Consider the following 12,875-nt stretch of genomic DNA (forward strand, 5'->3'; position numbering starts at 1 on the left):
ACAATCACTCCCAGTCGTTACTAATCATATTTGTTGCAATTATAGCACGACGCAAACTATAATAAAATTATTAATAAAATATACGTCCTATACTGAAAATATATAGTACGAGGTGAGAAAAAATGGATATTCGGGATATGAAAAACTTTTATGCCATCGTTGAGGAAGGAAATATCAGTAATGCAGCGAAGCGGCTTAATATAGCGCAGCCACCCCTTAGCAAGCAGATGAAACAGTTAGAAGATAATCTCGGAGTTCAATTGTTTGAGCGCGGAAGTCGTAGAATAAGGCTGACAGAAGCAGGGGAGTTATTACGAGAGCGGGTAGAGCAAATATTAGGGTTAGTCGATGGTACAATTAAAGAAATTACAGAGTTGAATTCAGGCTTAGTTGGTGCGCTGTCAATCGGTACGGTGAGTACATCGGGAGCTACATTGCTTCCAAACCTGCTGCATCAATTTCATAACTTATACCCGAAGGTTACATTCCAGCTATGGGAAGGGGATGGTAATCGTATTTTAGAGCTGCTAAATAATCGAGTCATTGAAATTGGCATTATACGAGCTCCCTTTAGTCTAGAAATATATGAATCAATCACTTTGCCCGATGAGCCATTAGTAATTGCGATGAAAAGAGATGGATATTCTTGTGGCGAGGATCCTGAAAAGATTCGGCTGATTGAGCTTGCTACCCAACCATTAATTATTCCACTAAGGTGGAAAGCTATGTTCGTTGAATGGTGCAGAAAAGCCGGATTTAAACCAAATATTGTATGTATAAGTGATGGGATTTTACTCAATATAATATGGACGAAACTAGGAATTGGCATGGCCTTAGTGCCAAAGTCTACCCAGGAACTCATTTCTGATTCTGAACTGACGTATAAAACCATTGTGGAGCCCACCGTATCGACACAAACGGTAATTGTCTGGGCGAGAAATCACAAATTGTCTGCTAGCAGTAAGCACTTCTTGGATTTGTTAAAAGCTACGCTTCTCAAGTAATACAGCGTAATCTTATTATGATGATGTGGGATTGTTAGTTGAATCTTTCGGGAAGTGAAAATGTCTAAGGGGAAACTTCCACTCTAGGGTTTAGAAACTAACAACCCTTTTCTGCCTTTAGTGACCTGAATAAATCCTTCCTGTTGTAGGCAAGTTAGTGACTTTCTTACCACACTCTCTGGCAGTGCTAACGCTGCAGCCAATGATCTTCGACCAATGGATGTTTCCTGTTCATTACATTTAGCTATTGTGGTGAGAATTAGGGAGTGGATATCGTGACAGCCATTCCCATGGACGTTGATCGTATCTGAATGCAGTTCTTCGGACAGCATATCGGGCGAGGGAGGACGAGAGGGAGAAATAGTAACAAGATATTCAATTACATTTTGCAGTTCTCTTATATTCCCGGGCCAGTCATATGAAAAAAAGTGGGAAGCAATAAGCCTAAAATACATGTCAGACGGAATTGCATTTTCCTGCCGACGGCAATGAACATCGTAGAACTTTTCTGCCAGTAGAAGAATATCTGCTTTTCTGTCTTTTAACGATGGCATCTTTATGGGTAAGACATTCAAACGATAATATAAATCTTGGCGAAAAATATTTTTTGCAATTAGCTTTTTTAAATCCCTATTGGTAGCGGTAATGACTCTAACATCAATTGGAATAATTCGTGATCCACCGATACGACGGACTTGCTTTTCTTGGAGTACTCTTAACAGTTTGACCTGAAAGGGCAAAGGAGCATCGCCTACTTCATCTAAAAAAATGGTTCCTTTATGGGCCTGTTCAAATAGACCAGCAGATCCACCTTTACGAGCACCGGTAAAGGAACCTTCCTCATAACCAAAAAGTTCGCTTTCTAACAAATTTTCTGTCATTGCTGCAAAATTTACTGCGACAAACGGACCACTTTTTCGTGGTGAAGCATTGTGAATGCTTTGGGCCAAAAGCTCTTTTCCTGTGCCGCTTTCGCCTAGAATCAGGATGGGAGCATCAGATACGGCCATTTTGCGTGCTAGCTCTAAGGTGTGTTTTATTTCCTGGCTTTTTCCTTGAATGTGGGCAAAAGTATAACGTGCAACGTGAAGCTGACTTACTAATTTGCGTCTGAGTTCTTCTTCTAGTCTTTGAATTTCTGAAATATCTTTAAAGGAATATACAGTACCTAATTCAGGATCTTCTTCGTGAACCTTTGCAACATTCACTATCACATGGTGGTTGTTTACCTTAACAAAGGTTTCATTTTCACTGCTCAGCGTAAGCGTTTTGCAGCCAGGTAATTGGTCAATCGTTTTTCCGATAACTTCTATAGCCTTCAAACCAAATAATGTTTCTGCTACTGGATTAAATACAGATATACGTTTCTCATTATCAACTGCAATGATTCCGTCGTGTACGGTATTAATAATCGTTTGCAGTTGATTTTTTATTTTATTACTGATGCTTGTGCTGGATTTGCTCTTTTTTATCAATCCGATAATGTCTCGCAAATAGTTTGCAGAGAGATAGTTGGCTTTATCATCTAGAATGGATAATTTCTGAAGAATTTCAGTTAGAGTGGTTATATCGATAACTCTAGTTTTAATGTTAATGATTTGTTCGGCACATGACGGTATTAAATCAACTTCACCCGGTGTAATTGCTATTTTCAGGCGGGGGTAATCCTTCAAGCCGGGAGCGTAAGGATGATATTTTATATGATCGATACCTAAAGCGGTTAGTAATGCGATGGTCTCCTGAGCAGAAGAGAAAAGATCATTAACAAGCAGAACATCAGTATTGGCTGGCAAATCAAATAATTGATCTACCTCATGATAATTAATGGCACGTCTTGCTAGAATGATCGGACATTTAGGGTTAATCCGAGGCAGCGCTTCTTTAAAGGAGTGTTTACCTGAAACAACTACAACGTCGGCACTAATATTATCAGCCATGTTTCCATCGATATAATATCCTAGAATGCTTACCCGAGTGCCCAGTAAATTTTTAAGTTGTTTTTGTAGTGCCAAACATGTGTTTTTTCCCTGGGAAACGATAGCTAGACTTTTCATGTATACCTCCTAATCAAATAATATTAAAGGGATTATTAATGGGATTGGAGATGCTTTATCCCATTCCCTTTCTACGTCCGTATCTTAAATCCTCTACGCAGTACTACTAAGGATGAAGAGGTTGTGGAATAGTTTATAGTTGGTATGAATATTGCATAAGTTCAGTAGTAGATAAAAGAAAGGAGGCAGATAACATGGTCTAAAAAAAATGATCTGGTTTATACCTAATTATGTAGTAGGAGGTTGTTTAAATTTATGGCACTTTTGTTTACATTGATAGTTACTATTATTGTTGGTTATCTGGTTTTTAAAAATTACAAAGCACAAACGGTCTTGTTGTTAGGTGGAATAGTGCTAATGGCTGGAGCTATTGTATTAGGAACTGGTCAAATCTTGCCAGCAAAGAGCAGCACTGGGCTCCCATGGTTTGATATATATGAATTTATTAAGAATACTTTCAGCAGTACAACTGCCAGTTTAGGTCTGATGATCATGGCAGTTGCTGGTTTCGCGCGTTATATGGAGGAGATTGGCGCCAGTAAAGTTCTTGTAAAATTAGCTGTTAAACCGTTAAGTAAAATACATGCTCCTTACTTAGTATTAAGTGCTACCTATATTCTAGGTCAAATTCTGGCTTTATTTATTCCAAGTGCCTCGGGACTGGGAGTGTTGCTGATGGTAACCGTTTATCCTATTCTTATCAGTCTGGGAGTAAGCAAGTTAAGTGCAGTAGCGGCTATTGGCACTACCCAGTCCCTTGATATCGGCCCGGCATCTGGCAATAGTGTGCTGTCAGCAAAAAATGCCGGAATAGATATTGCAACATATTTTACCGATTATCAGATTCCGGTAGGGATATGCATTGTTGTAGTGGTAGCTGTACTGCACTATCTCGTACAACAATGGTTTGATAAGAAGTCTGGTCATATTGTGGAAAAAAGTGAGTTGCTATTAGCAGATGTAAGTAAGGATGCGTATCCGCCACTTATATATGCCATATTGCCGATCATTCCTCTAGGATTAATACTGACGTTCAGCAAAATTGGTATCACAACAATTAAGATGGATGTTGTTACAGCGATGCTGATCAGCATATCCATCAGTATGTTATTTGAGTATATTCGTTATAGAGATGCTAAAAAAATATTTTCCAGTATTCAGGTGTTCTTTGATGGTATGGGAGTACAATTTGCTACAGTCATAACCCTAATTGTTGCTGGTCAGGCTTTTGCCGAAGGGCTAATAAAAATTGGAGCAATTGATACTCTAATCTTATTTGCACAATCCTCAGGGCTTGGAGGTACTGCCATGGTTGTCGTAATGACCGCGATTATTGCTGGTTCTGCTATACTTATGGGATCTGGCAATGCGCCATTTTTCGCTTTTGCCGCTCTGGCTCCAACCGTTGCTGCAAAGATGTCATTAAATGCAGTGCAAATGCTGCTGCCTATGCAATTTGCGGCAAGTATAGCACGCAGTGTTTCGCCAATAACAGCTGTTATTGTAGCTGTATCAGGTATTGCCAAAGTATCTCCATTTGACGTGGTTAAACGTACGGCCATTCCTATGGCAGGAGCTATGATTGTAAATCTTATTGCCACCTTTTTGTTAGTAAAATAGCAGCGTTATGAAAAGAGAGAATTTAGGAGGACTTACATGTTTAAAATTTTAAAGAACGGGCATGTCTATGCACCGCAGGATATGGGAATTAAAGATGTATTGCTGGCTGGCGATACGATTGCTCTGATTGCTGATACAATTGATGCAGCTCCTGGCTATGGAGACACGGAGGTTTATGATGTGATGGGATGTCTTGTTGTCCCTGGCTTTGTTGATCAACATGTCCATTTGATAGGCGGCGGAGGAGAAGGCGGATTCTCCACCAGAACGCCGGAGGTGATGCTGAGTGAACTTACCACTGCTGGGATTACTACAGTGGTAGGAACTTTGGGAACGGATAGTGTTACAAGACATATGGAATCTTTACTGGCAAAGGCTAAAGGGTTAGAAGAAGAAGGGATTTCTACCTGGATATATACGGGGGCCTATGATGTCCCTGTTCCCACAATTACAGGCAGCGTACGTTCTGATATTCTTCTTATTGATAAAGTCGTTGGTGTTGGTGAAGTCGCTATGTCAGATCATCGTTCTTCCCAACCATCAAAAGAAGATTTTGCACAATTAGCAGCCCAGGCGCGAGTTGGTGGGATGCTGTCGGGTAAAGCGGGAGTCTTGCATATCCATCTGGGAGATGGAAAGGGAAAGCTGGATTGGGTATTCGATATAATAACCCAAACAGATTTGCCGATTACACAATTTACCCCTACACATTTCAATAAAAATAAGGAATTGTTTATGGAGGGGATACGATTTGCAAAAGCAGGAGGCATGTTAGATATAACAACCAGTAGTTCAACGATATCTCCTGGACGTATACAGCCGCCTGAAGCAGTAAAAATGTGTATTGGAGCAGAGGTGCCTTTAGAGAAGGTCACTATGAGCTCAGATGGCAACGGAAGCTTGCCCGTTTTCAGTAAAAATGGTGAATTGACAGGCTTGATGGCAGCATCGCCACGCAGTTTATATCAGGCTGTTCGTAATATTGTTGAAGCTGGAATATTGCCTTTAGAGGATGCAATCAAATTAGTAACCATCAACCCGGCTAAATCTTTAAAATTACCTAAGAAAGGCATGATATCGAAGGGGTATGATGCCGATATTGTAGTACTTGATAAAACGCTGACTATTCGTCATGTATTTGCCAAAGGACGCTGTATGGTCAAAGAGCAGAAGGCGGTTGTAAAAGGTGTTTTTGAAAAATAAATTATCATGATAGTTAAATAAGCTTTGCAGGAAAAGAGCATAATCTAAATAATTAGTAGGAAAAATAGCCCGGAAGTTTTCTTCTGCAGAAGACTTCCGGGCTACTAACTTTTTTCGGTAATTTGTTGCATTAATGATTAAATTTTAGGGGCAGGCGGCAGCTTCTTTTGTCCCATATTCAGGATAATGTTTAAAATTACGGCTGTTAACGCACCTGTTACAATTCCATTTTCAAAGAACATTTTTAGTAGTGGCGGAAATTTAACAAAGAGATTGGGGACGACAGTGACTCCTAAACCTAAAGCAACAGAGCAGGCAATAACCAGTAAGTTTTCATTGCTGGCGAAATCAACTTTACTGAGCATTTTAATTCCTGAGGCAACGACGATTCCAAACATGGCAATCATAGCTCCACCCAGTACGGAATTTGGAATAATCATAGCTAATGCTGCGAATTTAGGTATTAGTCCTAAAAGTATGAGCATAAAACCAGCAACAATGGTTACATTAGTGGTTTTAGAATGGGAAAGCTGTACGAGGCCGACATTTTGGGAGAATGTTGTATAAGGAAAAGAATTGAAAATACCTCCCAGGATTACAGCAATTCCTTCAGCTCGATAGCCGCGAGTCAGGTCGGTTTCTGTTATTTTCTTGCCGCAAATCTCACCCAGTGCCATGAAAACTCCTGTTGATTCAATCATGCTGACAATTGCAACAACAATCATGGTGATAATTGCACTTGGTTCAAAAGTGGGCATTCCGAAATAGAAGGGAGTGATCATATTAAACCATGAAGCTTGGGCAACACTGCTGAAGGAAACATTGCCCATTAGTGCCGCGACAATGGTTCCGGCAATTAATCCCAGTAAGACGGAAATAGAACGGATGAATCCTGTGGTAAAGCGATTTAATAATATGATAAATAATAGCACGCCAAACGCTAGAGCAAAGTTGGATAAGGAACCAAAATCTGCACTTCCTACACCGCCAGCCACATTGTTAATGGCGACTGGAACCAATGTAATGCCGATAATGGTAACGACAGAGCCTGTCACAACGGGCGGGAAAAACGTAACCAGTCTTGAAAAGTAATTTGCGATGAGTACCACGAAAAGACCGGAGCATATGATGGAGCCATACATGGCTGTCATACCATACTGGCTTCCAATACTAATCATGGGGAAGACAGCTGTAAAGGTACAACCAAGTATAACTGGCAACCCAATTCCACAGAAAGGATTTCGCCATGCTTGCAGCAGAGTGGCAAGACCGGAAGTTAGTAAATCAGCTGCAATAATATAACCCATTTGTTCAAAGTTTAATTTAAGAGCGCCGCCAACAATAAGGGGAACGATAATTGCACCAGCGTACATGGCAAGTACATGCTGAGTGCCAAGCAAATACGTTTTCCCAGCAGAGTTTTTCATACATAATCCTCCTAATGATACTGATTATAGAAAATTGACTTGTCCATTTGAAAAGGAAGCGATTCGAGCTAACGATTCAACACGATACCCAGCTTGCAGTAACTTTTGAGCACCAGGCTGGAATGATTTTTCGATTACAATGCCTATTCCTGTTACTTTTGCATTTGCTTGTTCCACTATAGAAGCTAAACCTGTAGCAGCTTCTCCGTTGGCTAGGAAGTCATCGATAATAAGTACATGATCGTCCTCTTGCAGAAATTTTTTAGAAACAATAATGTTGTTACTCTCGCGTTTTGTAAAGGAATAGACCGTGGTACAGTATAAGGCTTCATTGGAAACCACTGATTTTTTCTTTCTAGCGAAAATGACGGGAACATTAAGGATGAGTCCTGCCATTACCGATACGGCGATTCCCGAGGATTCAATCGTTAATATTTTCGTAATCGATTCTCCGTTGAAGCGTTTAGCAAACTCCTCTCCCATTTTCAGCATAAGCTGAGGGTCAATTTGTTGGTTTAAAAAGGAGTCAACTTTGAGCAAGGAGTCGTTTAAAACTTGTCCGTCAGACTGAATCCTTTTTTTTAATAAATCCATAAGCCCTCCTTCGGTTCTTTAAAATAAAAAAAGCCCTGATAGGGAATCTCCGCGTTGTAGAAAATGAGCGAAAATTCCCCATCAGGACTTTTATCCTTGGGTGTGGTGTATGATCACCTGTATCATTGGATCACGACTACGAATGAAAGTAACGTAGCGTAGACCTTAAATACACTTTCACTCGTAGACAGGCAATTTACGGCTGCCGGTAGAAACTTCTGGGCCATATCCCCAAAATTATACGAGACTATTTACATGTGGTTTATTGTAGCAGTCTCAAAACTCATTGTCAATAAAGAGTAACGCTTATTTTGTCGAAAAAACGTATATTTCTAATATTTAACTTTCTTGCTTCATCAATCCTTTACAATCATTCTTCTTATCAACTGTATTCATCGCGATAAGACAATAAATTCCTGTAAAAGCCCTATAAAAACTTGCAGGAATTTTGTCTTCTAATTGTAAATAAGGTAAAATAGTTACTACTTTTATAAAAGAGCCATTAAACTCTATGTGGTTGGATCTATGTACAAAAATGTAATCAAGGGAGCAAAGAGATATGACGGATACAACGTTCCAAGAAGAAACCATAATACGGACATCAGGCTCCCATAATTGCGGCGGTCGCTGCATTGTTAAGGCTCATGTAAAAGGCGGACGCATTATTCGCATTACTAGTGATGATGAACGTCCCGATACGGATAAAAGACCCCAATTGCGTGGCTGCCTCCGCTGCCGGGCCTACAGGAGCTACTTGTATCATGATGATCGGCTGAAGTATCCGATGAAGCGAGTCGGCAAACGAGGAGAAGGTCTATTTGAACGTATTTCCTGGGAGGAAGCCCTAGACACGATTGCAGATCATACAAAACGAATTATGGCTGAGTATGGTCCAGAGGCTATTTATCTTTCATATGCTACAGGCAATGCAGGGAAGACGTCGGAACGGGTCTGGATGAGACGGCTGCTGGCACTCTATGGAGGCTACTTGGATTACTATGGAACATATAGTTCAGCTTGTATGAACGCAGCAACCCCCTATACATATGGGACTGTCAATACTGGCAGCAGCCGAGAAGACTGGGTTAATTCGAAGCTTATCATTCTGATGGGATTTAACCCGGCGACAACCATTCATGGAACAAATACAGCTTATTATCTAAAAAAAGCGAAGGCAGCTGGGGCGAAAATCATCTGTATCGATCCACTGTATTCGGATACTGCTATCGCTCTGGCTGATCAGTGGATACCCATACGCCCCACCACCGATAGTGCTCTTTTGGATGCAATGGCCTATGTGATCATTACAGAAAATCTACAAGATCAGTTATTTTTGGATACCTATTGTCTCGGTTTTGATGAAGATCATATGCCGGAAGATGTTCCAGCGGGCAACTCATACAAAAGTTATATTCTTGGCACGGGCACAGATCCGGTCTCTAAAACCCCTGCTTGGGCGGAAAGATCAACAGGCATTCCAAGGGAGATCATTATTCAGCTGGCTAGGGAATATGCCCTAAATAAACCCGGTGCACTCATTCAGGGATTTGGACCCCAGCGCCATGCCTATGGTGAACAGCCGCCCCGCAGTGCGGCTGCTCTTGCTGCTATGACAGGAAATATTGGCATAAAAGGCGGTTGGGCCTCTGGCTGCGGTTCACCATGCCGCAAACAGTATGTTGGTTCGATTCCCATCAATAACCCCTGCAAAGCAGCGATCTCCATGTACATGTGGCCGCTGGCGATTCAAAAGGGCACTGAACTAGGGAAAAAGGAGGGCGTCCGGGGTGTTGATAAGCTGTCAGCCAACATTAAACTAATATTTAATCTGGCAGGCAACTGCCTCATCAATCAGCATTCTGATACGAATGGAACGGCAGAACTGTTAACCGATGAAAAGTTAGCTCAATTTATTGTAGTCAGTGATCATTTTCTTACAAGCAGCGCGAAGTTTGCTGACATTTTGCTGCCGGGTGATAATTTCATGGAGCGAGAAGATATTGTATTACCCTGGTCTGCTGGTGATTATGTGTTGTTTATGAATAAGGCAGTGGATACGGTTTATGAATGTCGAAACGGATATGACTGGGTCAGGGATTTAGCTGAAAGACTGGGGCTTGCAGATGAATTTACCCAAGGAAGGACGTTAGAAGATTGGCTGCGTTTTATTGTTGATGAAACCCGCAAGGAAAATCCCGGTTTTCCCTCCTATGAAGAATTTAAAGAAAAGGGTGTGTATGACTGGGAGTATAAGGAACCTGCAATTGCTTTTAAGGAGCAGATCGAAGATCCCGAGCACCATCCTTTTCCCACCCCTTCTGGGAAAATCGAATTTTTCTCATTACGTTTATGGGAATTAGATAAGCCTGCTGAAGTGCCTGCCATTCCAAAATATATCCCTGCCTGGGAAGGACCGGAAGATCCCCTGCGGGACACGTATCCGCTGCAATGCATTGGTCATCATACCAAACGGCGTGTACATTCCATGTTTGACAATAATAACTGGATGGAGGAGGCAGAAGCACAAGTCTTTTGGATTAGCGTATATGATGCAAAAAAGCGCGGCATAAAAAATGGTGAAAGGGTTTGTATCTATAATGCCCGCGGCAAAGTCATACTCACCGCTAAAGTCACTCCCCGTATTATGCCGGGGGTGGTTTCAATACCCCAGGGGGGCTGGTGGTCACCTGATAAGGAAGGCATCGACCAACGCGGCTGCATCAATACATTAACCAAATACCAGCCGACACCACTGGCTTTTGCGAATCCACAACATACCAACTTGGTTGAAGTGGTGAAACTGGATCAGATGGAGGCAAAGGGATGAGCAAACAAATGGCATTTTATGTTGAGCAAAAACATTGTACGGGCTGCAGCGCCTGCCAGATTGCCTGCAAAGATAAGCATAATCTACCTGTCGGTCAGAATTTTAGACGAATTCATGCCTATGAAGGCGGCGGTTTTACCATTTCCGGCAATGTTGTTCATCAAAATACATATGCCTATTGGATACCGGTTAGCTGCAATCATTGTGTAGATGCTCCTTGCATTGCCGTGTGTCCAAGTAAAGCGATATACAAAAGACAAGAAGATGGATTGGTGCTAATTAACGAAAAGAGCTGCATTGGCTGCCGCCGTTGTTTCGCAGTTTGTCCTTATCAGGCACCACAGTTTGATGCTGCCACCAGCAAGATGAAGAAATGTGACTTCTGCCAAGATCTCCTGCTGCAAGGAAAAACACCGGCTTGTGTTTCAGCCTGCCCTATGCGGGTGCTGGGCTATGGCGAGCTTAGTGAATTGCAGAAGAAATATGGTAATACCAGCTGGGTAAAGGGACTGCCCAATACAGCAAAAATCAAACCGGCCTGGGTCCTGGTACCCCACCGTGATGCAGTCTTGGTAGAAACAATGTAGTTTTGGCGTTTTCGCCAAGGCTATATTGTTTCGATATACATGCGCAAATTTAAAGAAGGAATTAGTGTTTGACAAAGAGAAGATACTCATACCTATGAGATTGTAGGCTATGAGTATCTCTTTATAGTAATGAAGAGTCATTCGCAGTCTTTCATAACCCAGATCATCCGCAAGTTTGAGGATCAATGGATGATAATGATTAAAAAACTGAAAATTCGTGATTTATGATGATGTACGACTAGTCAAGTCGTCTGAATAAGGTTAATTGGAGAAAATAGGAGGTGTAACTCATGATTTGGATTGGTATTTTAATTGTAGCTTTAACATTTCTTGCTATCATCAAACGTTATGAAACTAGGTTGGTTCTATTTGTAGCTGGCGTGGCAATGGCTTTAGTCGTTGGCAAGCCTTTAGTAGCCATAGATGCTTTCGCTAAAACAATGGTTAGCGGAGGGCTTGTAACAACGATCTGTACAGTGATGGGCTTTTCTTATGTAATGAAATTAACTGGCTGTGATAGTCATCTGGTAAACGTATTAACTAGTTTGCTAAAACAAGCTAAATTTGTTCTGATACCAGGAGCGGTTATCGTAACATGGATCATTAATATTGCTTTACCGAGTACAGCTGGATGTGCTGCTGCTGTTGGCGCCGTATTAATACCTACATTGATCGTATCTGGCGTACACCCTGCGATGGCTGCTGCTTGTGTCATGTCTGGTACGATTGGCAGTGTCATGAGTCCGGGTCTTGCACATAATCCATTTGTCGCTAAATTAGCCAATGTTGATGTGATGGCAGTGATCGCTGGTCATACTATTCCTGCCCTTATTTCACTTGCTGTTGCAGCAACAATGCTAACGATTGTTTCTCATTTGCGAAAAGAAGGTGCTAGCGCTGAGCGATCTACTGAAATTGCCAATGATGGTGAAAAATTTAAGATTAACGTTGTAAAAGCTGTAGTTCCTATCATTCCTCTGGTCTTGTTGGTACTAGGGAGCAAAATGGTTGCTCTGATTCCTGAGGTCACAGTTCCCCAAGCTATGATTATAGGTGCCATGCTTGGATTTGTCGTAACATGGGGCAATGCACAAGAAATATCCAAAAGCTTTTTTAAGGGCATGGGTGACTCTTATGGAGAAATAATGGGTATTATTATTGCAGCAGCTGTATTCACCCAGGGAATGGATACCATTGGACTTACTGGTGCACTGATTGAAAATATGAAAGAATCACAGGATGTAGCAAGATATGCCGCATCCATCGGTCCATTTTTTCTCGCAGTTTTAAGTGGATCAGGTGATGCGGCTGCTCTTGCTTTCAATGGTGCGGTTACTCCACATGCTGCGCAGTTTGGGTTTAAAATTACAGATATGGGCTCCCTTGCTACAATATCTGGTGGTTTAGGACGTACAATGTCTCCCGTTGCTGGTGGTGCCATTGTATGTGCAACAATAGCTGGTGTAAATCCTATGGAGATCGCTAAACGTACCGCCCCAGGAATGTTTTGTGCCCTTGTTGCTGTCTTAATTGTTTTCTCATTCAACTAATTTGCTGTT

9 protein-coding genes and 1 riboswitch are annotated in these 12,875 nt (G+C 41.6%); of the genes, 6 read left to right on the plus strand and 3 right to left on the minus strand.

All coding sequences use genetic code 11. The annotated features are described in order from the left end of the window. The first annotated feature begins 122 nt into the window (after positions 1-122). Positions 123-1,004 (plus strand): LysR family transcriptional regulator, encoded by an 882-nt coding sequence (locus JBW_RS00990; protein WP_007961153.1) that lies wholly within the window; start codon positions 123-125, stop codon positions 1,002-1,004. A gap of 83 nt (positions 1,005-1,087) precedes the next feature. Here JBW_RS00990 and JBW_RS00995 read toward each other — a convergent pair whose 3' ends face one another. After that, on the minus strand, positions 1,088-3,058 hold the full coding sequence (locus tag JBW_RS00995; RefSeq protein WP_007961155.1) for a sigma-54 interaction domain-containing protein: 1,971 nt from the start codon (positions 3,056-3,058) through the stop codon (positions 1,088-1,090). A 255-nt stretch (positions 3,059-3,313) separates the two neighbouring features. Here JBW_RS00995 and dcuC (JBW_RS01000) point away from each other — a divergent pair, with 255 nt between their 5' ends. Both dcuC (JBW_RS01000) and iadA read left to right on the plus strand, forming a co-directional pair. Beyond that, entirely contained in the window at positions 3,314-4,678 is a 1,365-nt protein-coding gene (gene dcuC / locus JBW_RS01000) for a C4-dicarboxylate transporter DcuC (protein ID WP_007961157.1), read from the plus strand. Positions 4,679-4,714: 36 nt separating this feature from the next. Next, positions 4,715-5,881, plus strand: a complete 1,167-nt coding sequence (gene iadA, locus JBW_RS01005; RefSeq protein ID WP_007961162.1) for a beta-aspartyl-peptidase — start codon at positions 4,715-4,717, stop codon at positions 5,879-5,881. 137 nt (positions 5,882-6,018) lie between these two features. On the opposite strand, the gene JBW_RS01010 is transcribed toward iadA, so the two are convergent. After that, positions 6,019-7,308 carry a nucleobase:cation symporter-2 family protein gene (locus tag JBW_RS01010; RefSeq protein WP_007961163.1) on the minus strand — a complete coding sequence of 430 codons (1,290 nt, stop codon included), beginning with the start codon at positions 7,306-7,308 and terminating at the stop codon, positions 6,019-6,021. Positions 7,309-7,332: 24 nt separating this feature from the next. Continuing rightward, entirely contained in the window at positions 7,333-7,902 is a 570-nt protein-coding gene (locus JBW_RS01015) for a xanthine phosphoribosyltransferase (protein WP_007961164.1), read from the minus strand. Positions 7,903-8,066: 164 nt separating this feature from the next. Then, a riboswitch (purine riboswitch) is annotated at positions 8,067-8,167 on the minus strand. Positions 8,168-8,461: 294 nt separating this feature from the next. On the opposite strand from JBW_RS01015, the gene JBW_RS01020 reads away from it, so the two are divergent. From JBW_RS01020 to dcuC (JBW_RS01030), 3 genes are all read left to right on the plus strand, one after another. Beyond that, the gene (locus JBW_RS01020) at positions 8,462-10,729 is read left to right on the plus strand and encodes a DMSO/selenate family reductase complex A subunit (protein WP_007961165.1); all 2,268 of its coding nucleotides are present in this window, start codon (positions 8,462-8,464) and stop codon (positions 10,727-10,729) included. Beyond that, complete coding sequence (locus JBW_RS01025; RefSeq protein WP_007961166.1) at positions 10,726-11,316, plus strand: DMSO/selenate family reductase complex B subunit; 591 nt, start codon at positions 10,726-10,728, stop codon at positions 11,314-11,316. Before JBW_RS01020 ends, JBW_RS01025 begins: the two co-directional genes overlap by 4 nt. 290 nt (positions 11,317-11,606) lie before the next feature. Beyond that, positions 11,607-12,866, plus strand: a complete 1,260-nt coding sequence (dcuC, locus tag JBW_RS01030; RefSeq protein WP_007961167.1) for a C4-dicarboxylate transporter DcuC — start codon at positions 11,607-11,609, stop codon at positions 12,864-12,866. Positions 12,867-12,875 lie beyond the last annotated feature (9 nt).

The sequence above is a fragment of the Pelosinus fermentans JBW45 genome (assembly GCF_000271665.2).
GTDB classification, from domain to species: domain Bacteria; phylum Bacillota; class Negativicutes; order DSM-13327; family DSM-13327; genus Pelosinus; species Pelosinus baikalensis.